This window comes from Mycobacterium sp. RTGN5, from assembly GCF_033804465.1.
Lineage (GTDB): Bacteria > Actinomycetota > Actinomycetes > Mycobacteriales > Mycobacteriaceae > Mycobacterium.
The window spans coordinates 768,075-789,441 of record NZ_JAPZLA010000001.1 but is presented as its reverse complement, the minus strand read 5'-3'; the positions used below and the strand labels follow the sequence as shown (position 1 = coordinate 789,441).

The following is a 21,367-nucleotide window of genomic DNA, read 5'->3' as shown; positions in this document are numbered from 1 at the left end:
ATGCCGATCGATGTCTCCGTCGCACTGGCAGCCGAACTGGAACCTATCGACTTCTCCTGGACCAGTAGCGATGTGCAGCTCTATCAGCTCGGCCTCGGAGCCGGTGCGGATCCCATGGATCCCAGGGAATTGCGCTACCTCACCGACGGCACCCCGCAGGTGCTGCCCAGCTTCGGCAACGTGGCGGCCAGCTTCCACATGACCGAGCCGCCCGAAGTGAAGTTCCCCGGCATCGACATCGAGCTGAGCAAGGTGCTGCACGCCAGCGAGGCGGTGACCGTGCCGGCCCCGCTGCCGCCCAGCGGTACCGCGCGCTCGGTCCAGCGGTTCACCGAGATCTGGGACAAGGGCAAGGCGGCGGTCATCGTCAGCGAGACGACGGTGACCGACCCCGACGGGAAGCTGTTGTGGACCACCAAGCGGTCGATCTTCGCCCGTGGCGAAGGCGGTTTCGGTGGTGAGCGCGGCCCGTCGACATCGGTGGCCGCCCCGGATCGCGCGCCGGACTACGAGATCTCGGTGCCGGTCCTGCCCCAGCAGGCGCTGCTGTACCGGCTCTGCGGTGACCGCAACCCGTTGCACTCCGATCCCGAATTCGCCGCGGCGGCAGGCTTTCCCAAGCCGATCCTGCACGGCCTGTGCACCTATGGGATGACCTGCAAGGCATTGGTGGACACCCTGCTGGATTCCGATGTGTCGCAGGTGAAGACCTATGGCGCGCGGTTCGCCGGGGTGGTCTACCCCGGTGAGACCATCAAGGTCAGCGCGTGGAAGGAAGACGGCCGCTACGTGGGCGTCGTGACCGCACCCAGCCGGGACGACGCCGTCGTGCTCTCCGACGTCGAGTTCATCCCGGTCTGACGCTCAGCCGGTCGGCACGGGGTGGAAGCGGATCTGCGCTTCCTCGCCACCACGGGGCGCGTCATTCTCGGCCAACTTGGCGTAGGGCTCCCCTAGATCGATGCGGCTGACCTGTTCCAGGCGGTCGTAGGTCGGCGCGTCGATCTCGATGCTCAGCGCGGCCAGGTAGTCGTCGAGTTGCTGCACCGATCGCGGCCCGATCACCGGGACAACGCCAGTGGACGAGCGTCGTGCCCGCTCCACCAGCCAGGCCACCGCAACCTGAGCCGGGCTGACGCCGAGTTCGTCGGATACGGCCAGCACGGCATCGACGGTCGCCGACTTGCGACCACCATCTTCGAAGTGCACCAACCGATTCCACGCGGTCATCCGCCCTTCCTCGCCGCGGCGGTACTTGCCGGTCAACAGGCCGCCGCCCAGTGGTGACCACAATGCCGCCCCGATGCCGAGGGCTTCGGCCATCGGGAGTATCTCGCGGTCGGCGCTGCGCTCGACCAGGCTGTATTCGAACTGCACCCCGGCCAGCGGAGTGAACCCGCGCAGTTCGGCGATCGTCACCGCGCGGCTGGTCAGCCAGGCCGGGAAGTTCGAGAATCCTGTGTAGAGAATCTTGCCGGCGCGCGCCAAGTCGTCGAGGGCGCCGATGGTTTCCTCCACCGGCGTGATCGCGTCCGGGAAGTGCACCCAGAACAGGTCGATGTAGTCGGTGCCAAGCCGACGCAGACTGCCCTCGACGGCGCGGAAGACCGAGCGCCGGCCGGCCCCGGTCTGCAGCACTCCCGAGCCGTCCGGCCCGCCGATCGCGAACTTCGTGGCGACGGTGAATTCGTCGCGCCTGCCTGCGAGCAGCGTGGCCAGCATCTGTTCCGATTCACCCAGCTGATAGCTGGCCGCGGTGTCGATGAACGTGCCGCCGGCTTCGGCGAAGCGATTGAAAATGGCTGCCGCGGTATCCAAGTCGGCGCCATAACCCCACCCGGTGCCGAAGTTGCCGGTGCCAAGGCTGAGCTGCGAAACCCGAAGGCCATTGCGGCGGCCGAAGGTGAAGTGTTCCATCGTTCAACCGTACGTGAGCCTGAATATAGCTCGCAATACCCAGGCGGCGAACCGCGGTGCGGACGACGTCCCTGTACTAAGTTGAGCGAGCAAACATCGGTGCGTTACGGAGGGAATCCATATGAAGATTACGCAGACCAAGGCCGTCGGCCTGATCGGCGTGGCGTTGCTGGTCGGCACGGCAACCGTCGGCTGTGGCAGTGACGACAAGGGCTCCTCGGCGTCATCGTCGTCGTCCTCGTCGACCTCCGCGGCAGCAACAACATCGGCGGACGCGTCGGCGACCACGAGCGCTTCCGCCACCGCGGCGCCTGCGGGCGCCGACTACAGCAAGTTGTTGCTGAAGCCCACCGACATCGACCCGAGCTTCACCGCAGCCGAGCCGATGGTCGATCCCAATGGTCTGAAGGGCATCGTCCAGAAGATGACCAACCCCCAGAATCAGACCATCGTCTTCGCGATCATCCTCAACGAGGATGCCGCCGGAGCGCTCAAGGCTCTGGAATCGTCCAAGGCCGAGCTGCCCAAGGAAGTTGACGGGGCACCGCAGCCCGCTGATGTTGGCGACGGCGGCAACGGCATCATCGCCACCGGAAAGTCCCCTGACGGCACGAAGTCGGTCACCGAGGTCTACTTCACCGAGGGCAAGGCGCTCGCGAACATCGAGTTCACCAGCACCCCGAACGATCCGGTGCTGCCGGAGACCGCGCTGGCCATCGCCAAGATGCAGGACACCCAGATCAAGAACAACCCGCCTGCGTAGTTCTCTGTCTCTCTCGCCGAGCGTCACACCAGAGTCACGCTGAACGCTGAACGTAACTCTGGAGTGGCGCTCGGCGCGCGATCGCGGCCCTCACGCGCCTGACGATGTCAATCTGCCGATCGCCTGCCAGGACCCGAATTACGATCCACCCCAGCTGTTCGAGCTTTTCGCGTCGGCGGCTGTCGTGGGCGTATTGCCAGCGATCTGTGCGGTGCTGCTCGCCGTCGTACTCGGCCGCGACCTTGATGTCCTCCCAACCCATGTCGAGGTAGGCGACCAGTTGACCGAACTCGTCGAACACCGGGATCTGCGTCTGCGGGCGTGGCAAGCCGGCGTCGATCAGCAGCAGTCGTAACCAGGTTTCCTTGGGCGACTGGGCTCCCCCGTCGACAAGACCTAGGCTCTCGCGGGCCACGCGAATGCCGCGGCGGCCCGGGTACCGTTCCGCGAGCATCGCGACATGGCCGGCGTCGAAAGACGTCGCGCGGGCCAGCGCGTCCAAATGCGTCAGCGCCGTACGTTGCGGATACCAACAGGCCAGATCAAGCGCTGTCCGCTCCGGTGTGGTGACTGGCATGCCATCGAACAGTCGAATCTCGTCGGCTCCGAGGCGATCTCCTCGTACAGCGATGCCGGACAGCCGATTTCGATTCTCGTGGATCAGATCGACGGGCACGCTGTCGTCGATCCACTCAGCACCGAGCAGCGCCGCCGCCGAACGCCCAGCCACCACCGCTTTGCGGCCGGACCACAGCCAGCCGGCCCGGGCCAAGTCCTGCGCGGTTGGTTCTGCCCCCGCAACGACGTACACGTCCGGGAACAGCCGCCTGAAGCGCCGCCGGAGGGAACTCTTGGTGATCTCGCCGGCCGCGATGGCCTCGCTCCCGATGAACGGCTCACTCATGGCGGCAGTGTGCCGCTACCCACCGACAATCGCCGCGAGCGTCACTCCAGTGTCACATTGGACGCCGAACGTGACTCTGGTGTGACGCTCGGCGGAAAGGCAAAAGCGCTAGCCGAGGATCAAGCCCGACGTCGGCACACCGGTGCCCGCGGTGACGAGCACGTGCTCGACATTCGGCACCGGGTTGACCGACGTTCCGCGCAGCTGCCGCACACCTTCGGCGATGCCGTTCATGCCGTGGATGTAGGCCTCACCGAGCTGACCGCCGTGGGTGTTGATCGGCAGTCGTCCGCCGAGCTCCAGCGCACCGTCCTTGATGTAGTCCTTCGCATCGCCCTGCGCGCAGAACCCCAACTCCTCCAACTGAATCAGCGTGAACGGAGTGAAGTGGTCGTAGAGGATCGCGGTCTGGATATCGGCCGGGCTCAGCCCGGACTGCTCCCACAGCTGCCTGCCGACCAGCCCCATCTCGGGCAAGCCGAGTTCGGGCCGGTAGTAGCTCGTCATCGAGTACTGATTCGGACTCGACCCCTGCGCCGCCGCCTCGATGATGGCCGGCCGGTGCTTCAGGTCTTTGGCCCGCTCCGGTGACGTGATCACCAACGCGACACCGCCATCGGTCTCCTGGCAGCAGTCCAGCAGCCGCAGCGGCTCGGCGATCCACCGCGAGGCCTGGTGATCCTCGATGGTGATGGGCTTCTCGTAGAAGTACGCCTTCGGGTTGTTGGCGGCGTGCTTGCGGTCGGCAACCGACACCGCGCCGAAATCTCGGCTCGTCGCACCCGAGAGGTGCATATAGCGCTGGGCGATCATCGCTACCTGCGCCGCCGGCGTCGACAGCCCGTGCGGGTAGGAGAACGAATTGTCCACGCCGGTGGAGTCGGCATTCTCTACCAGTCGCATCTGCACCTGGCCGAACCGCATCCCGGAGCGCTCGTTGAAAGCCCGGTATGCCACAACGCAATCCGCGACACCGGTAGCCACCGCGATGGCTGCCTGCTGCACGGTGGCGCAGGCCGCGCCGCCGCCATGGTGAATCTTGGAGAAGAATTTCAGGTCGCCGATGCCCGTGGCGCGCGCGATGGAAACCTCGGTGTTCGAGTCCATCGTGAACGTCGTCATGCCGTCGACGTCGGCGGGCGTGAGGCCCGCATCCGCCAGGGCGTCCAGCACGGCCTCCGAGGCCAACCTCAGCTCGCTGCGACCGGAGTTCTTGGAGAAATCGGTCGCGCCGATACCGACGATCGCGGCTTTGCCCGACAGCTCGCCCGGCATCAGGCGCCACCCACCGTGAGTGTGGCGTTGGCAATCACGTGATCGCCAAGACTGTTGTTGCCCACGATCTTCAGCGTGATCAATCCGTCCTCCACTGCGGTGACCTCACCCGAGAACGTCACCGTGTCGTAGGCGTACCAGGGCACGCCCAGGCGCAGCCCGATCGACTTGATGACAGCGGTCGGCCCGGCCCAGTCGGTGATGAACCGCTGCACCAGACCCGTGTCGGTGAGAATGTTGACGAAGATGTCCTTGGAACCCTTGGCCTGCGCCTTGTCCCGGTCGTGGTGCACATCCTGGTAATCCCGGGTGGCGATCGCCGTCGAGACGATGAACGTCGGGTCACCGTAGAACTTGAGCTCGGGCAGCTTGGTGCCGACCTCGATCACAGGCGTGCTCATTTGGCCGGCTCCCACGCGTAGTTGGTCCAGGCCGGCCCGACATCATTGGCCGGGAAGTCGATATACATTGCGCGGACGGGCATTCCGATCTCCACAGTCGACGGGTCGACGTTGCGCAGCTCGCCGAGCATCCGCACGCCTTCCTCGAGTTCGACGAGGGCGATGACGAACGGCAGCGTGCGCCCCGGCACCTTGGGCGCGTGGTGCACCACGAAGCTGAAGACAGTGCCGTTGCCGCTGGCGACGACGTAATCGGTCTCCTGCTCTTTGTCCAACCACAGCGCCGGAATCGGCGGATGGACCAGCGTGCCGTCGTCGCGCTTCTGAACGCGCAACTCGTGTGCGTCAACACCGTCCCAGAAGAACTTGGTGTCCCGCGACGACGCGGGCCGCATGGCGGAATCCGCATCCAGGTCGTCAGGCACCGAAGAAACTGCGGACTCTTTAGACCCATCGTTGTCGGTGGGGATGAATTTCATGATGCGCCACATCATTTCGGCGACATCCTCGTCGCCAACAGACCAGGTGATGGTCTGCGTGACAAAGAACGCCTCCCCCAGGGCGGTGCGCTTCGGACCGACCACATCGGTCAGCTCGGCGGCGACGCTGACGTCTTCACCGGGCCGCAGATAACGGTGATACGTCTGCTCACAGTTGGTCGCGACGACGCCGATATAGCCTGCCTCATCGAATAATTCGAGGATTTTGCCCAACGGGTCGTCGTCGGGACGCTGGCCGCCAAGACCCATCATCGTCCAGACCTGGATCATCGCGGGCGGCGCGACGAGACCGGGATGGCCGGCTTCCTTCGCCGCAGCCTCGTCGAGATAGATCGGGTTCTTGTCGCCGATCGCATCGAGCCAATGATCGATCATCGGCTGGTTCACCGGATGGCGACCGGTACGCGGCTTGCTCTTGCCTTCGGCCTTGACCCGCTCGGCGGCGGCCTTGATGTCGTCGACCGCGCTCATCGCGGCACCCTCGGGACCTTCAGACCGGAAGCCGCGATCATCTCCCGCATCACCTCGTTCACTCCGCCACCGAATGTAATCACCAAGTTGCGTTTGGTCTGGCTGTCCAGCCACTTCAGCAGCTCAGCGGTATCCGGATCCGCCGGATTGCCATGAGTACCAACGATTTCCTCGGCAAGCCGGCCCGCGTACTGAATGCGTTCGGTACCGAAAACCTTGGTGGCGGCCGCATCCGCGACGTCGATCGTCTCCCCCGACGCCGCGACCTGCCAGTTGAGCAGCTCGTTGATACGCCACATCGCCTTGAGCTCACCGAGCGAGCGCTTGACGTCGTCGTGATCGAGCGGGGTGTCGCCATTGCTGCCGGGCTTGGACGCCCACGCATGCACCCGGTCGTAGAGCGCGGCGAACCGACCGGCGGGTCCGAGCATCACCCGCTCGTTGTTGAGCTGAGTGGTGATCAGCCGCCAGCCGCCGTTCTCCTCGCCGACCAGCATGTCCGCGGGCACCCGCACGTCGGTGTAGTAGGTGGCGTTGGTGTGGTGGGCACCGTCGGACAGGATCATCGGCGTCCAGGAGTAGCCGGGATCCTTGGTGTCGACGATCAGGATCGAAATACCCTTGTGCTTAACGGCTTCCGGGTCGGTCCGGCACGCCAACCAGATGTAGTCGGCGTCGTGTCCACCGGTGGTGAAGACCTTCTGGCCGTTGACGATGTACTCGTCACCATGCTTGACCGCCGTGGTGCGCAGCGACGCCAGGTCGGTGCCTGCCTCAGGCTCGGTGTAGCCGATGGCGAAATGCAGTTCGCCCGCCAGGATCGAGGGCAGGAACTTCTTCTTCTGCGCGTCAGTCCCGTACTGCTGCAGCGTCGGCCCGACGGTCTGAAGTGTCACCGCGGGCAGCGGCACGTCGGCACGCTGCGCTTCGTTGACGAAGATCGACTGCTCGATAGGGCCGTAGCCGAGACCGCCGTACTCCTTGGGCCAGCCGGCACCCAGCTTGCCGTCGGAACCCATCCGCTTGATGATCGCCCGGTAGGCCTCGTTATGCCGGTCGGACTCCATCGCCTGGGCTTCCTCAGGCGAGATGAGATTCGAAAAATATTCGCGCAGTTCGGCTTGCAGCTGCTTCTGCTCGGGCGTCAGCTCGATAAACATTTACACTCCCACCAATTCCAGGCGGTGTTGCTTACCACCCAACAGTCGAGTCAGGTCCTTGATCGACGAGTAGTAGCGGTCCATCGGGTAGTCGATGTCCATACCCATACCGCCGTGCAGATGGTGACACAGTTGCATCACCGGCGGCGCCTCCGACGTCACCCAATAGCCAAGGACGTCAAGGTCAGCCGAGGCATCTCGGCCCTCCGACAACAACCACGACACCGATGTCGACGCGAGCGTGATCGTCCGCGAGGCGATGTAGATCTCGGCGAGCTGGGCGGCGACCGTCTGAAATGTCGACAGCGGCTTGCCGAACTGCTCGCGCGTGGCGACGTAGTCGGCGGTGAGCCGCAGCGCACCCGCCACCAGACCGGATGCGTAGGCGCCCGCGGCGGCCAGCACCAGCTGGTTGGCCCGCCGCACGGAATCGCTGCCGCCCAACACATCCGCGTCGGCGACCGGCGTATCGGCGAAGGTGACGACGTATTCATCGGAGTGATTGGACGCCGGGGTCTTCGCCAGGCTCACCCCATCGGCCTTGGGCGACACCACGACGACGCCGCTGTCGGTGCTGACGACGATCCACTCCGCCTGCTCCGCATACGGAACGCCGACCTTGGTGCCGTTGAGCTTGCCGCCCGTCAGCCGCGTCGCGGGCCGCTCCGGCAGCGAATGCCCAGGCTCGTTGAGCGCCGCGGTCAGCACCGCACCCTTGGCGACACCGGCCAGATAGCGATCCTGCTGCTCGTCAGATGCCAAGTCCAGCAACGGAAGCAGACCCAAACCCAGGGTCGCGAACGCCGGACTGACGTTGCCGAACCTGCCGATCTGGGTGAGCGCCGAGGTGATCTCGGCAAGTCCGAGACCGTCACCGCCGAGCCGCTCCGGGACGCCGAACGCCACGATGCCGCCCGCGACCAGCGCGTCCCAGCTGTTATCCCGCTCGAGCGCGGACGTCACCACATCGGTGACAGCCTGCTGCCCTTCGTCCGGACTGAAGTCCACGAAGAATCCTCCTTGATTCTGAGCAAAAGCGCTTAGGCCGAGGCCCCGGTGTAGTCGACCTGCCAATGCTTGATTCCGTTGAGCCAACCCGACATCAACCGCTCGGGCTCGCCAAGTGGTTTCAGATCGGGCATGTTGTCGGCAACCGCATTGAAAATCAGGTTAATCGTCATGCGGGCGAGGTTGGCGCCGATGCAGAAATGCGCTCCGGTGCCGCCGAATCCGACGTGCGGGTTCGGGTCCCTAAGGATGTTGAAGGTGAAGGGGTCATCGAAGACCTCCTCGTCGAAGTTGGCCGAGCGATACGACATCACCACCCGTTGCCCCTTCTTGATCGGCACACCTGCCAACTCCGTGTCTTCGAGCGCGGTGCGCTGGAATGCCGACACCGGGGTGGCCCAGCGGATGATCTCGTCGGCCGTTGTCTCGGGACGTTCCTTCTTGTACAGCTCCCACTGGTCAGGATTGTTGGCGAACGCGATCATGCCGTGGGTGATCGAGTTGCGAGTGGTCTCGTTACCCGCCACCGCGAGCATCACGACGAAGAAGCCGAACTCGTCGTCGGAGAGCTTCTCGCCGTCGATATCCGCTTCGATCAACGTGGTGACGATGTCCTCGGTGGGGTTCTTCGCGCGCAGCTCGGCCATCTTCATGGCGTAGGTGATCAGCTCGAAAGAGGACATCGCGGGGTCGACGTCGGCGTACTCGGGATCCTCGCCGGCGGTCATCTCGTTGGACCAGCGGAACAGTTTGTCGCGATCCTCCTGCGGCACGCCCAGCAAGCCGGCGATGGCCTGCAGGGGCAGCTCGCAGCTGACCTGTTCAACGAAGTCGCCACGACCGGTAGCAGCGGCCTCCTTGACGATGTTCTGAGCGCGCTGATCGAGTTCGTCCTTCAGACGAGCCACCACCCGTGGGGTGAAACCACGCGAGATGATCTTGCGCAGCCGGGTATGTTGCGGCGCATCCATGTTGAGCAGCACAGCCTTCTGCAGATCGATGGAGTCACGTGTCATCCCCTGCGGCCACGTCGGGATGGCGCCATCAGGCGAGCTGCCGAACACATCGCTACGTTTCGACACTTCCTTGACATCGGCCAGCTTGGTCGCGATCCAGTAGCCGTTGTCGCCGAATCCACCGGTGCCGCCGGGCACGTCGACCCAGTGCACCGGCTCCGACTTGCGTAGCTCAGCAAGCTCGGCGACAGGCAGTCGCTCGAGATTGAGGTTGGCGTCCAGAAAATCAAAATCGTCAGGCACGTTCGTCCGGCCCATGGTCATGTCCTCCAACAGGTGTCGCACCGATCGCTTTACATCGCTGAACGGCGCCAGTTACAACGTGGTCTAGTTCAGTTTCTGACCGGCATTGTGACCATTGAAACACGGCTCCTTCGCAGATCAAAGGGACGGCCAGGCCAGCACTACCATCGTCGCTTGTCAGAGTAATGGAACGTGTTCTAGCCTGACCTAATGGGTAATCCTGTCATCGTTGAAGCCACCCGCAGCCCGATCGGTAAGCGGGGTGGTTGGCTGTCCGGTCTGCATGCGACCGAATTGTTGGGCGCCGTTCAAAAGGCCGTGATCGACAGGGCCGGCATCGACGCCAACGAGGTCGAGCAGGCCATCGGTGGTTGCGTCACCCAGTACGGCGAGCAGTCCAACAACATCACCCGGGTGGCGTGGCTGACCGCGGGCTTGCCCGAGCAGATCGGTGCGACCACTGTCGACTGCCAGTGCGGCAGCGCGCAGCAGGCCAATCACCTGATCGCCGGCCTGATTGCCGCCGGCGCCATCGACGTCGGCATCGCCTGCGGTATCGAGGCGATGAGCCGGGTCGGCCTGGGCGCCAACGCCGGGCCGGACCGCGGGCTGATCCGCGCCGCGTCGTGGGACATCGACATGCCCGATCAGTTCACCGCCGCCGAGCGGATCGCCCAGCGCCGCGGCATCACCCGCGACGACCTCGACCACTTCGGATTTCTTTCGCAGCAACGCGCCAAGCGGGCCTGGGACGAGCACCGTTTCGACCGGGAGATCTCCCCGATCGAGGCGCCGGTGCTCGATGAGAACAAGCAGCCCACGGCGGAACGGCACATGGTCAGCCGTGACCAGGGCCTGCGCGACACCACGCTGGAGGGCCTGGCCGGGCTCAAGCCGGTGATGGAGGGCGCCATGCACACCGCGGGTACCTCGTCGCAGATCTCCGACGGCGCCGCCGCGGTGCTGTGGATGGACGAGGACAAGGCCAAGGCGCTGGGCCTCAAGCCGCGGGCGCGCATCATCAGCCAGGCTCTCGTCGGTTCCGAGACCTACTACCACCTCGACGGCCCCGTGCAGTCCACTGCCAAGGTCCTGGAAAAGGCTGGCATGAAGCTCGGCGATATCGACCTGGTCGAGATCAACGAGGCGTTCGCGTCGGTGGTGCTGAGCTGGGCCCAGGTGCACGGCGCCGACATGGACAAGGTCAACGTCAACGGCGGCGCCATCGCGCTGGGTCACCCCGTCGGCAGCACCGGCAGCCGGTTGATCACCACCGCGCTGCACGAGCTGGAGCGCACCGACCAGAGCACCGCGCTGATCACCATGTGTGCCGGTGGCGCGCTGTCGACCGGCACCATCATCGAGCGGATCTAGTGGCCTCGGAAGCGGAACAAATCGCGGCGGCGCGGGCGTATATCGACGCGCTGGCCAGCCACCGGGCCGATGAGGTGCCGTTCGCCCCGAATTGCACCCGCGTCGAGGTCGGGCTCAAGACCGGTTTCTCCGGAGATCACTTGCGCCGCAGCCTCAATGGCGGACTGCAGTACAAGGTCATCGCCTCGGTCACCGAGCCGAAGTTCAGTGTCGCCGGCGACGAGGTGCGGGCCGAGTTTGATCTGGTCACCAAGCCGTCGCTGGCGGGGCGAAAAGTCGGCGCCCATATCGACGAGACGTTCCTGATTCCGGTCTCCGATGGCCTGATTCACCACATCCGGGCGAGTATCCGCCCGTTCATCACGCGCTAGCGCGCACGAGGAGTGCCGAAATGTCCGCCAAGCCTGCCCCCAAGTCGCTGAACTCGCCGACCACCAAATTCATCATCAAGTGGATGTCGCGGGCGCAGACCTTCTTGTACAAGCGCAGCGGCGGCAAGGTCGCGGGCAGTTTCCTCCAGGGCACACCGGTCGCCCTGCTGACCACCACTGGCCGTAAGACCGGTGAGCCCCGGGTGAGCCCGCTGCTGTTCCTGCGCGAGGGCGACCGGGTGGTGCTGGTGGCCTCGCAAGGCGGCGCAGCCAAGCACCCGATGTGGTACCTCAACCTCAAGGCCGACCCGAAGATCACCGTCCAAATCAAGGACGAGGTGCTGTACCTGACCGCCCGGGACGCGACCGAGCAGGAGCGCGCCGAATACTGGCCCAAGCTGGTCGAGATGTACTCCAGCTTCGACGACTACCAGGCGTGGACCGATCGAGTCATCCCCATCGTGATTTGCGATCCGTAAAGCAGGGCATCTTAGGGACGTGAGCCACCCGTCCCATCCCATTCGCAACTCGGGCCTCCTGAAGAAGGCCATGAAGTACTTCGCCCGCGCACATATCGCGGTGTATCGGCGTACCAACGGGAAATGGGGCGGCAAGCTTCTGTGGTTCCCCGCCGCGTTGCTGACGACGACCGGGCGCAAGTCGGGCCAGGCACGCACCACCGCGACGCTCTATCTGCAGGACGGCGAGCGCGTCGTGATGCCGGCGTCCTATGGCGGTCGCAGCAGCAATCCCGCGTGGTATCTCAATCTCAAGTCGGACCCGAAGGTGCGGGTCCAGGTTCGCGCTCACGTGCGGGAGATGATCGCGCGGGACGCCACCGACGACGAGCGTCGGCTCTATTGGCGTCAACTCACGCGAATCTACCCGCCGTACAAGGGTTATCAAGACGCCGCAGATCGACGCATCCCGCTGGTGGTGTGCGAACCGGTGTGAGTCAGGCGCCGAACACCGGCATCGGCGTACGCGACTTGGCGATCAGATCACTGACCACCGGGCCGAGCTCGGCGGGATCCCAGCGCGCACCCTTGTCAATCGTCCCGCCGCGGTTCCAGCCCTCGGCGACCCGGATGATGCCGCCCTCGACCTCGAACACCTGACCGGTGACATCCTTGGACTCGACACTGCCGAGCCAGACCACCAGCGGCGAGACGTTCTCCGGTGCCATGGCGTCGAAATCGCTGTCCTGCGTGGCCATCATGTCGGCGAACACGGTCTCGGTCATCCGCGTGCGAGCCGACGGCGCAATGGCATTGACGGTGACGCCGAAGCGGCCCATCTCAGCGGCGGCGACCAACGTCAGGGCGGCGATCCCCGCCTTGGCGGCACTGTAGGTCGCCTGCCCGATGCTGCCCTGCAGGCCGGCACCCGAGCTGGTGTTGATGATGCGGGCGTCAACGGCCTTGCCCGCCTTGGACTGCGCACGCCAGTACGCTCCCGCGTGCTTCATCGTGGCGAAGTGGCCCTTGAGGTGCACGGCGGTGACGGCGTCGAACTCGTCTTCGGTGGCGTTGACGAACATCCGGTCCCGGACGATGCCGGCGTTGTTCACCAGAACGTCGAGTCCACCGAAATTGTCGACGGCGGTCTGGATCAGCGCCTCGGCCTGCGCCCAGTCGGCGACATTGGAGCCGTTGGCGACGGCTTCCCCACCGGCCGCGGTGATTTCGTCCACCACACCTTGTGCGGCGCTACCGCCACCGGCTGGCGAACCGTCCAGCCCGACGCCGATGTCGTTGACCACCACGCGTGCGCCCTCGGCGGCGAACGCGAGCGCGTGCTCCCGTCCGATGCCGCCACCCGCACCTGTCACGATGACCACGCGGCCGCCGAGAAGTCCCATGTGTGTTGTCTCCTTATTTGATGTCGGCAGTGGTGGTCGACAAGTAGTGCGGCGGTTCTCCGCCGCCATGCACCTCGAGCGACGCACCACTGATATAGGACGCCGCTGAAGAGGCGAGAAACGCGGTGGCCCAACCGATGTCCTCGGGTTTGGCCAGCCTGCCCAGCGGCACGTTCTTGGAGATCGCCGCGATCGAATCGGCGTCACCGTAGAAGAGTTCGGACTGCTCGGTCTCGACCATGCCGACGACGACGGAGTTGACCCGGACCTTCGGGGCCCATTCCACGGCGAGCGTGGTCGTGATGCTCTCCATGCCTGCTTTGGCCGCACCATACGCGGCGGTGCCCGGGGTCGGTCGCCTGCCGCTCACGCTGGTGATGTTGATGATCGACCCACCGGAGTCCTGCGCCTGCATCACGACGTTGGCATGTTGCGAAACCGACAGCGCGCCAAGCAGGTTGAGCTCCACGATCTTGGTGCTGAACTTCGCCGACGCGTCCGCGGCGAGAACGTAGGGTGAGCCGCCCGCGTTGTTGACGACGACGTCGAGGCGACCGTGGTCGGCGACGATCCCGTCGATGAGCGCCTTGACGGCGTCGTCGTCGCGGATGTCGCAGGCACGGAACTCGTACGGGGATCCCTCGACGGGCCGTCGGGCGCAGGTGATGACGGTGGCGCCCTGAGCCGCGAAGACTGCGCTGATGCCGGCGCCGACACCACGCACACCGCCGGTCACGAGGACAACTCGACCACTCAATTGCAGATTGATGCCAGTGTCAGCCGCGTCGGTCACTGTGCTAGCGTACCAAGCAAGTGCTTGCTTAGGTATCCACCCCGTCTAGGAAGTGGTTCAGGTATTCCGATGACCATCACCACCAGTACCGTCGAACCGGGCATTGTCGCCGTCACGGTGAACTATCCGCCCGTCAATGCGATCCCCTCCCGCGGCTGGTTCGAGCTCGGCGACGCCATCACCGCAGCGGGCCGCGACATGAGCACCCACGTGGTGATTCTTCGTGCCGAAGGCCGCGGATTCAACGCCGGCGTCGACATCAAGGAGATGCAGAACACCGAGGGCTTCACCGCACTGATCGACGCCAACCGCGGGTGCTTCCACGCGTTCCGCGCGGTGTACGAGTGCGAGGTGCCGGTGGTCGCGGCCGTCAACGGATTCTGCGTCGGTGGCGGCATCGGCCTGGTCGGCAACGCCGACGTGATCGTCGCCTCCGACGACGCGAAGTTCGGCCTGCCAGAGGTGGAGCGCGGCGCCCTCGGCGCGGCCACCCACCTGTCCCGCCTGGTGCCCCAGCACATGATGCGCCGGCTGTTCTTCACCGCCGCGACCGTGAGCGCCGAAACCCTGCACCACTTCGGGTCGGTGCACGAGGTGGTTCCGCGCGCCGATCTCGACGAGGCCGCGCTGCGCGTCGCACGCGACATCGCTTCCAAGGACACCCGGGTGATCCGGGCCGCCAAGGAGGCGCTCAACTTGATCGACGTCCAGCCGCCGAACGCGAGATACCGCATGGAACAGGGCTTTACGTTCGAGCTGAACCTGTCCGGTGTGTCCGATGAGCATCGCGATGCATTCGCTGGCACGGACAAGGGGGCCAAATAATGGCAGACAAGAGAACAACTCTCGACGAGGCCGTCTCGGTCGTCGAAAGCGGGATGACGATCGGCATCGGCGGCTGGGGTTCCCGGCGCAAGCCGATGGCCTTCATCCGGGCGCTGCTGCGCACTGACGTCACCGATCTCACCGTCGTCACCTACGGCGGCCCCGACCTCGGTCTGCTCTGCTCGGCGGGCAAGGTCAAGCGCGTCTGCTACGGCTTCGTGTCCTTGGACTCGCCGCCGTTCTACGATCCGTGGTTCGCGAAAGTCCGCACGACGGGTGCGATCGAAGCCCGCGAGATGGACGAGGGCATGCTGCGGTGCGGGTTGCAGGCCGCCGCACAGCGGCTGCCGTTCCTGCCGATCCGCGCGGGCCTTGGCAGTGATGTTCGGGCGTTCTGGGGTGACGAGCTCAAGACCGTCAAGTCCCCCTACCCCACGGGTTCGGGTTACGAAGAACTCGTCGCGATGCCCGCACTGAACCTCGACGTCGCCCTGGTGCACCTGAATCTCGGTGATGCACAGGGCAATGCGGCCTACACCGGCATCGACCCGTACTTCGATGACCTGTTCCTGATGTCGGCGCAGAAGCGTCTGATGTCGGTGGAGAAGGTGGTGTCCACCGAAGAGCTGGTGAAATCCGTTCCAACGCAGGCATTGTTGATCAACCGGATGATGGTCGACAGCGTGGTCGAGGCGCCCAACGGCGCGCACTTCACCACCAACGAGCCCGACTACCGCCGCGACGAGAAGTTCCAGCGCCACTATGCGGAGGCCGCGGCATCCGACGAGACCTGGGCCGCGTTCGTCTCGACCTATCTGTCGGGCAGCGAGGCCGATTACCAAGCAGCCGTCCGTAAGTTCAAGGAGGAACAGGCATGATCTCCGCAACCCGCGCCGAGGTGTGCGCCGTCGCCTGCGCCGAGCTGTTCCGCGACGCCGGCGAGATCATGGTCAGCCCGATGGCCAACATGGTGTCGATCGGCGCCCGGCTCGCCCGCCTGACGTTCTCCCCCGACATCCTGCTGACCGACGGCGAGGCTCGCATCTTCGCCGATACCCCGGCGATGGGCGCCACCGGAGCCATCGAAGGATGGATGCCGTTCGGCCGTGTCTTCGAGACGCTGTCCTGGGGCCGACGCCATGTGGTGATGGGCGCCAACCAGATCGACCGGTACGGCAACCAGAACCTGTCGGCATTCGGTCCGCTGCAGCATCCGAAGCGGCAGATGTTCGGTGTGCGCGGCGCACCGGGCAACACCATCAACCACGCCACCAGCTACTGGGTCGGCAGCCACTCCAAGCGGGTGTTCGGTGATTCCGTCGACATCGTCTCCGGAATCGGCTGGGACAAGGTCGATTCGGACAACCCGGCGTACCGTTTCGTCAACGTCTTCCGCGTGGTGAGCAACCTCGGTGTATTCGACTTCAACGGGCCCGACCACCAGATGCGGGCGGTGTCGCTGCACCCCGGCGTGGATCCCGAAGAGGTCGTCGAGAACACGTCCTTCGAGGTGCACGGCCTCGGTGAGGCCGAGACGTCCCGCCTGCCATCCGGCGAAGAGCAGAAGCTGATCCAAGAGGTCATCGACCCTAAGGGCCTAAGGGACCGAGAGGTGAAGTAGGAAGATGTCCGCTTCTTTGAAGACGCCGCTGACCGAACTGATCGGCATCGAACATCCCGTCGTGCAGACGGGGATGGGCTGGGTCGCGGGCGCCCGACTGGTGTCGGCGACGTCCAACGCCGGCGGCCTGGGCATCCTGGCCTCGGCGACGATGACGATCGACGAACTGGCGACAGCCATCCGCAAGGTGAAGGCTTCCACCGATCGTCCATTCGGGGTCAATATCCGTGCCGACGGCGCCGACGCCGGAGATCGCGTCGACCTGATGATCCGCGAGGGCGTCAAGGTCGCATCCTTCGCGCTGGCTCCCAAGCAGGAGCTGATCGCGCGGCTCAAAGAAGCCGGCTCGGTGGTGATTCCATCGGTGGGTGCGGCCAAACACGCTCGCAAGGTGGCGAGCTGGGGTGCCGACGCCGTCATCGTGCAAGGCGGCGAAGGCGGTGGCCATACCGGCCCCGTGGCCACCACCCTGTTGCTGCCCTCGGTCCTCGACGCGGTGGACATCCCGGTGATCGCGGCGGGCGGCTTCTTCGACGGGCGCGGCCTGGCCGCAGCGCTGTCCTATGGCGCCGCCGGCGTGGCGATGGGGACCCGGTTCCTGTTGACCTCGGATTCCACGGTGCCCGAGGAGGTCAAGCAGCGTTACCTCAAGGCCGCACTCGACGGCACCGTCGTTTCCACCCGGGTGGACGGCATGCCGCACCGCGTCCTGCGCACCGAACTCGTCGAGAAGCTCGAAAGTGGCTCACCGATACGTGGTTTCACCGCGGCAGTGCGCAACGCGGGCAAGTTCAAGAAGATGTCGCAGATGACCTGGGCGGGACTGATCCGCGACGGTCTGGCGATGCGCCGCGGCAAGGACCTCACCTGGTCGCAGGTGCTGATGGCCGCGAACACCCCGATGCTGTTGAAGGCGGGCCTGGTCGAAGGCAATACCGAAGCGGGCGTGCTGGCCTCGGGACAGGTCGCCGGGATCATCGAGAATCTGCCGTCCTGCGCCGAGTTGATCGACACCATCGTCGCCGATGCCGTCAAACACCTGCAGGCAGCCGCCGCGTTCATCGAGTAAAGCTATTTACTTCACTTTTGTGAAATGAAGCTATACTCTTCATATGACTGGAGTGAAGCGTAACGCTTCATCGGAGCGTGCCGCCCTGATCGGCGATGTCGTGGACTCGCGGCACGCGTCCGACCGCGGCCAACTGCACCGCCGCATCACCCAGGCGCTGGCCGGCACTCCCCTGGCATTCACCGTCGGTGACGAGTTCCAGGGCAGTTATCCGACGGTCGGCGACGCGATCGACGCCGCCCTGGCGGTGCGGCTGGCGGTGGCACCCGACATCGATGTGCGGTTCGGCATCGGCTGGGGCGAGGTGACCGTGCTCAACGCCGGCACCGGCATTCAGGACGGCCCCGGCTGGTGGTCGGCGCGAGAAGCGATCGAATGGACCGCGGCCGCCCAGCAGCAGCCGGCGTTGGCGACCGTGCGCACCGCATATCGCCGCCACGGCGACACCGGACCGGATCCCGACGCCATCAACGCCGCGCTGTTGTGTCGGGACCACCTGCTTGGATCGGTAGATGCCCGGTCCCTGCGACTGTTGCGGGGGCTACTCGAGCACAAGGCGAAGAAGGAATTGGCGGCAATGGAAGGGATCAGCGCCTCCGCGGTGTCCCAGCGGACCGGGCGCGACGGGCTGGATCTGCTGGTGCTGGCGTCGGAACAACTAAGGGCCCTCCGATGAGTGGCGTTGCCGTGCTGCTGATCGCCATCGGCTGCGCCGACATCGTGCGGCGCTTGACCGCCCGGCTCTGGCCGGCCGCGGTCACCGGCCCGGTGGTCGCGGTCGCGGCCGCCGCGCTATGCGGGCTCTGGCACCTCGGCGATCTACTGCTGATCGGCATTGCCGCGGTAGGCGCCGTGGCATGGGAGCTGTCGTGCCACCACGCCGAGCGGGTCGGGGGCCGCAGGCAGGCGGCACCCTTGGTGTTGTTCGGCGCGATCCTGGCGGTGCTGTTTGTGCTGTCTGGAGTGGGTTCACCGGTGGCCGGACTGGTCAAGGCTTGGGTGGGCTGGGCGCCGGTGACCGGGCTGGCGTCGGCCGATCCGACGCGAATCGTGTTGGTGGCCGGGGTCATTCTGTTGCAGCTGGCGACGGGCAACCAGCTGGTCCGACTGCTGCTCGGGTCGGTGGGCTCGGTCAAACCGGCCGGCGAGCCGCAGCCCTCCGATCAACTCAAGGGCGGGCGTCTGCTCGGACCGATGGAGCGGCTGCTGATCTTAGGACTGGGTCTGGCCGGGCAGCTGGCCGCCGCGACCGCGGTGGTGGCGGCCAAAAGTATCATCCGGTTCCCGGAGATCAACGCCCAAAAGGCCCGGGAGAACGGCGGTATCGGCATCGACGACGTCACCGAGTACTTCTTGGTGGGCAGCTTCGCGAGCTGGATCGTCGCGCTCGGCGGTCTGGCGCTCACGCTGGCAGGCTAGCTTCGCGAATCGTCGTCCGCAGACGGCGTCGGCGTCATACCTTGTGCATCATGAAGATGAATGCCGCCATCCTGTGGGAGTACGGGCAAGACTGGAGCGTCGAGGAAGTCGAGCTTGATCCGCCGCAGGACGGCGAGGTTCTCGTCTCGTTCGAGGCCACCGGGCTGTGCCACTCTGATCATCACATCCGCGACGGTGACCTGGTCGCGCCGATCCCGCTGATCGGCGGCCACGAAGGCGCGGGCATCGTGCAGGAGGTCGGCCCGGGTGTTCGCGACCTCAAGGTCGGCGATCACATCGTTGCGGCGTTCCTGCCCGCCTGCGGACGCTGCCGGTGGTGTGCCAGGGGCAAGTCGAACCTGTGCGACATGGGTGCCGAGATCCTGATGGGCCTGCAGCCCGACGGCACCTTCCGCCGGCACGCCCGCGGCCAAGACATCTTTGCCGCAATAGGATTGGGCACCTTCGCACCCTATGGCACGGTGCCCGAGGCCTCGCTGGTCAAGATCGACGACGACATTCCGCTGAGCCGGGCCTGCCTGCTCGGCTGCGGTGTCACCACCGGCTGGGGCTCGGCGGTCAACACCGCCGACGTTCGGCCGGGCGACACCGTGGTGGTGATCGGCTGCGGCGGGATCGGCAGCGGTGCCATCCAGGGTGCCCGGCTGGCCGGCGCGGAGAAGATCATCGTGATCGACATCGTGGAAAGCAAGCGGGACAAGGCATTCCTGTTCGGCGCCACCCACTTTGCGACGTCCATCGCAGAAGGCACCGAGCTCGTTCGAGAGCTGACCAAGGGCGTGATGGCCGATTCCGCGCTGCTGACCGTCGGGCTCGTCGAGGGCCACATGATCAACGACGCGCTGGAAATCGTCGGCAAGGGCGGCGCCGTGGTGCTGACCGCACTGGCCGCGATGACCGACGTGACACCAGTACTGCCCATGACGATGTTCACGCTGTTTCAGAAGCGGCTACTCGGCAGCCTCTACGGACAGGCCAACCCGCGCGCCGACATCCCGATGCTGCTCAGCCTCTACCGCGAGGGCAAGCTGCTGCTCGACGAAACCGTCACCCACGAGTACAAGCTGGGCGAGATCAACAACGCCTACGACGACATGCTCGCCGGCCGCAACATCCGGGGCGTGGTCATCCACGACCTCTGACGCGCGGCCGACGAGAATCGCGAGCAGACACAAACTCGGGAAGAACTAGAGCCGTTCGATGATGGTGACGTTGGCGGTACCGCCACCCTCACACATGGTCTGCAGGCCGTAGCGGCCGCCGCGACGCTCGAGCTCGTTGAGCATGGTGGCGAACAGCTTGGCGCCGGTGGCCCCGAGCGGGTGGCCGAGAGCGATCGCGCCACCGTTGGGGTTGACCTTCTCCGGGTCGGCCTTGGTCTCCTTGAGCCAGGCCATCACCACGGGCGCGAACGCCTCGTTGATCTCGACGACGTCGATGTCCTCGATCGTCAGGCCGGCCTTGTCCAGTGCGTACTTGGTCGCCGGGATCGGGCCGGTGAGCATGAACACCGGATCGGCACCGCGGGCGCTGATGTGGTGGATGCGGGCCCGAGGGGTCAGCTTGTGGTCCTTGACGGCTTGCTCACTGGCCAGCAGCACCGCGCTGGCACCGTCTGAGATCTGGCTGGCCATCGCCGCGGTCAGCCGGCCGCCCTCGCGCAGTGTCTTGAGCCCGGCCAGCTTCTCCAGGCTGGACTCGCGCGGCCCCTCGTCGGTGCGGAACTCGCCGACCGAGACGATCTCGTTCTCGAAGTTGCCATTGCGGATGGCGGCGAAGGCCTTGTTGTGGCTGTTCAGGGAGAACTCCTCCATCTCCTCACGAGACAGGCCCCACTTCTCGGCGATCATCTCCGCCCCGCGGAACTGGGAGATCTCCTGATCGCCGTATCGGTGCTGCCAGTTCTCCGACTCGTTGGTCGGCGAGGTGAAGCCGAACTGCTCGGCGACGGTCATCGCCGACGAGATCGGGATGCGGCTCATGTTCTGCATGCCGGCGGCCAGGATCAGGTCGGCGGTACCGGCCATAATAGCCTGTGCGCCAAAGGAAATCGCCTGCTGGCTCGACCCGCACTGCCGGTCGACAGTGACGCCGGGGACCTCTTCGGGGTAGCCGGCGGCCAGCCAGGTATTGCGGGCGATGTTGCCGGCCTGCGGGCCGATGGTGTCGAGGCAGCCGGCCACCACGTCGTCGACGGCGCCCGGGTCGACGTCGACCCGATCGAAGATGCCGCGGTAGGCCACCACACCGAGGTCGATGGGGTGGACGGGGGCCAGCGATCCGTTTCGCTTGCCGACCGCGGTGCGTACGGCGTCGATGACGTATGCCTGTGATGCGGGGGCCATGTCGATCTCC

General features: G+C 65.5%; 24 protein-coding genes. 13 read left to right on the top strand and 11 right to left on the bottom strand.

The genetic code is table 11. From position 1 onward, the window contains the following. Positions 1 to 861: a MaoC family dehydratase gene (locus SLQ31_RS03805; RefSeq protein WP_319429785.1), complete on the top strand. Its 861-nt coding sequence runs from the start codon at positions 1 to 3 to the stop codon at positions 859 to 861. A gap of 3 nt (positions 862 to 864) precedes the next feature. Here the strand turns inward: SLQ31_RS03805 and SLQ31_RS03800 are convergent, their stop codons facing one another. After that, positions 865 to 1,917: an aldo/keto reductase gene (locus SLQ31_RS03800; protein WP_319429783.1), complete on the bottom strand. Its 1,053-nt coding sequence runs from the start codon at positions 1,915 to 1,917 to the stop codon at positions 865 to 867. A gap of 121 nt (positions 1,918 to 2,038) precedes the next feature. Between SLQ31_RS03800 and SLQ31_RS03795 the strand changes: the two genes are divergently transcribed. Continuing rightward, entirely contained in the window at positions 2,039 to 2,680 is a 642-nt protein-coding gene (locus SLQ31_RS03795) for a hypothetical protein (protein ID WP_319429781.1), read from the top strand. Between the two features lie 34 nt (positions 2,681 to 2,714). Here the strand turns inward: SLQ31_RS03795 and SLQ31_RS03790 are convergent, their stop codons facing one another. The 7 genes from SLQ31_RS03790 to SLQ31_RS03760 all read right to left on the bottom strand — a co-directional run bounded on the left by SLQ31_RS03790 (position 2,715) and on the right by SLQ31_RS03760 (position 9,673). After that, positions 2,715 to 3,584 carry a DUF559 domain-containing protein gene (locus SLQ31_RS03790; protein ID WP_319429779.1) on the bottom strand — a complete coding sequence of 290 codons (870 nt, stop codon included), beginning with the start codon at positions 3,582 to 3,584 and terminating at the stop codon, positions 2,715 to 2,717. A 108-nt stretch (positions 3,585 to 3,692) separates the two neighbouring features. Next, positions 3,693 to 4,859: a lipid-transfer protein gene (locus SLQ31_RS03785; protein ID WP_319429777.1), complete on the bottom strand. Its 1,167-nt coding sequence runs from the start codon at positions 4,857 to 4,859 to the stop codon at positions 3,693 to 3,695. Further along, positions 4,859 to 5,260 carry a MaoC family dehydratase gene (locus SLQ31_RS03780; RefSeq protein ID WP_319429775.1) on the bottom strand — a complete coding sequence of 134 codons (402 nt, stop codon included), beginning with the start codon at positions 5,258 to 5,260 and terminating at the stop codon, positions 4,859 to 4,861. The genes SLQ31_RS03785 and SLQ31_RS03780 overlap by 1 nt, the downstream gene beginning before the upstream one ends. After that, entirely contained in the window at positions 5,257 to 6,231 is a 975-nt protein-coding gene (locus SLQ31_RS03775) for a bifunctional MaoC family dehydratase N-terminal/OB-fold nucleic acid binding domain-containing protein (protein WP_319429773.1), read from the bottom strand. The genes SLQ31_RS03780 and SLQ31_RS03775 overlap by 4 nt, the downstream gene beginning before the upstream one ends. Further along, positions 6,228 to 7,391: an acyl-CoA dehydrogenase FadE29 gene (gene fadE29 / locus SLQ31_RS03770; protein WP_319429772.1), complete on the bottom strand. Its 1,164-nt coding sequence runs from the start codon at positions 7,389 to 7,391 to the stop codon at positions 6,228 to 6,230. The genes SLQ31_RS03775 and fadE29 overlap by 4 nt, the downstream gene beginning before the upstream one ends. Continuing rightward, positions 7,392 to 8,399 carry an acyl-CoA dehydrogenase family protein gene (locus SLQ31_RS03765; RefSeq protein WP_319429771.1) on the bottom strand — a complete coding sequence of 336 codons (1,008 nt, stop codon included), beginning with the start codon at positions 8,397 to 8,399 and terminating at the stop codon, positions 7,392 to 7,394. A 32-nt stretch (positions 8,400 to 8,431) separates the two neighbouring features. Beyond that, entirely contained in the window at positions 8,432 to 9,673 is a 1,242-nt protein-coding gene (locus tag SLQ31_RS03760; RefSeq protein WP_319432826.1) for a cytochrome P450, read from the bottom strand. A gap of 195 nt (positions 9,674 to 9,868) precedes the next feature. On the opposite strand from SLQ31_RS03760, the gene SLQ31_RS03755 reads away from it, so the two are divergent. From SLQ31_RS03755 to SLQ31_RS03740, 4 genes are all read left to right on the top strand, one after another. Next, a complete protein-coding gene (locus SLQ31_RS03755) occupies positions 9,869 to 11,032 on the top strand; it encodes a steroid 3-ketoacyl-CoA thiolase (protein ID WP_319429769.1) in 1,164 nt (387 codons plus the stop codon). Further along, a complete protein-coding gene (locus SLQ31_RS03750; RefSeq protein WP_319429767.1) occupies positions 11,032 to 11,403 on the top strand; it encodes a hypothetical protein in 372 nt (123 codons plus the stop codon). The genes SLQ31_RS03755 and SLQ31_RS03750 overlap by 1 nt, the downstream gene beginning before the upstream one ends. Before the next feature lie 20 nt (positions 11,404 to 11,423). Further along, positions 11,424 to 11,882, top strand: a complete 459-nt coding sequence (locus SLQ31_RS03745; protein ID WP_319429765.1) for a nitroreductase family deazaflavin-dependent oxidoreductase — start codon at positions 11,424 to 11,426, stop codon at positions 11,880 to 11,882. Positions 11,883 to 11,952: 70 nt separating this feature from the next. Continuing rightward, the gene (locus tag SLQ31_RS03740; protein WP_319432824.1) at positions 11,953 to 12,357 is read left to right on the top strand and encodes a nitroreductase family deazaflavin-dependent oxidoreductase; all 405 of its coding nucleotides are present in this window, start codon (positions 11,953 to 11,955) and stop codon (positions 12,355 to 12,357) included. Between the two features lies 1 nt (position 12,358). Here SLQ31_RS03740 and SLQ31_RS03735 read toward each other — a convergent pair whose 3' ends face one another. Together SLQ31_RS03735 and SLQ31_RS03730 are read right to left on the bottom strand one after the other, a co-directional pair. Further along, positions 12,359 to 13,264, bottom strand: coding sequence for an SDR family oxidoreductase (locus tag SLQ31_RS03735; protein WP_319429763.1), 906 nt, complete (start codon positions 13,262 to 13,264; stop codon positions 12,359 to 12,361). Positions 13,265 to 13,277: 13 nt separating this feature from the next. After that, entirely contained in the window at positions 13,278 to 14,093 is an 816-nt protein-coding gene (locus SLQ31_RS03730; protein WP_319432823.1) for an SDR family oxidoreductase, read from the bottom strand. Positions 14,094 to 14,126: 33 nt separating this feature from the next. On the opposite strand from SLQ31_RS03730, the gene echA20 reads away from it, so the two are divergent. From echA20 to SLQ31_RS03695, 7 genes are read left to right on the top strand one after another with little or no spacing between them, the layout of a single operon-like run. Further along, the gene (gene echA20 / locus SLQ31_RS03725) at positions 14,127 to 14,882 is read left to right on the top strand and encodes a (7aS)-7a-methyl-1,5-dioxo-2,3,5,6,7,7a-hexahydro-1H-indene-carboxyl-CoA hydrolase (RefSeq protein ID WP_319429761.1); all 756 of its coding nucleotides are present in this window, start codon (positions 14,127 to 14,129) and stop codon (positions 14,880 to 14,882) included. Beyond that, positions 14,882 to 15,760, top strand: coding sequence for a cholesterol ring-cleaving hydrolase subunit IpdA (ipdA, locus tag SLQ31_RS03720; RefSeq protein WP_319429759.1), 879 nt, complete (start codon positions 14,882 to 14,884; stop codon positions 15,758 to 15,760). The genes echA20 and ipdA overlap by 1 nt, the downstream gene beginning before the upstream one ends. Further along, entirely contained in the window at positions 15,757 to 16,503 is a 747-nt protein-coding gene (gene ipdB / locus SLQ31_RS03715; protein ID WP_319429757.1) for a cholesterol ring-cleaving hydrolase subunit IpdB, read from the top strand. Before ipdA ends, ipdB begins: the two co-directional genes overlap by 4 nt. A gap of 4 nt (positions 16,504 to 16,507) precedes the next feature. Further along, on the top strand, positions 16,508 to 17,572 hold the full coding sequence (gene ipdC / locus SLQ31_RS03710) for a (3aS,4S,5R,7aS)-5-hydroxy-7a-methyl-1-oxo-octahydro-1H-indene-4-carboxyl-CoA dehydrogenase (RefSeq protein WP_319429755.1): 1,065 nt from the start codon (positions 16,508 to 16,510) through the stop codon (positions 17,570 to 17,572). 43 nt (positions 17,573 to 17,615) lie between these two features. Further along, positions 17,616 to 18,248, top strand: coding sequence for a SatD family protein (locus tag SLQ31_RS03705; protein WP_319429753.1), 633 nt, complete (start codon positions 17,616 to 17,618; stop codon positions 18,246 to 18,248). After that, a complete protein-coding gene (locus SLQ31_RS03700) occupies positions 18,245 to 18,991 on the top strand; it encodes a hypothetical protein (RefSeq protein ID WP_319429751.1) in 747 nt (248 codons plus the stop codon). Before SLQ31_RS03705 ends, SLQ31_RS03700 begins: the two co-directional genes overlap by 4 nt. A gap of 50 nt (positions 18,992 to 19,041) precedes the next feature. Next, positions 19,042 to 20,154, top strand: coding sequence for an NDMA-dependent alcohol dehydrogenase (locus tag SLQ31_RS03695; RefSeq protein ID WP_319429749.1), 1,113 nt, complete (start codon positions 19,042 to 19,044; stop codon positions 20,152 to 20,154). A 45-nt stretch (positions 20,155 to 20,199) separates the two neighbouring features. On the opposite strand, the gene fadA6 is transcribed toward SLQ31_RS03695, so the two are convergent. Next, on the bottom strand, positions 20,200 to 21,357 hold the full coding sequence (gene fadA6, locus SLQ31_RS03690) for a steroid 3-ketoacyl-CoA thiolase FadA6 (RefSeq protein ID WP_319429747.1): 1,158 nt from the start codon (positions 21,355 to 21,357) through the stop codon (positions 20,200 to 20,202). Positions 21,358 to 21,367 lie beyond the last annotated feature (10 nt).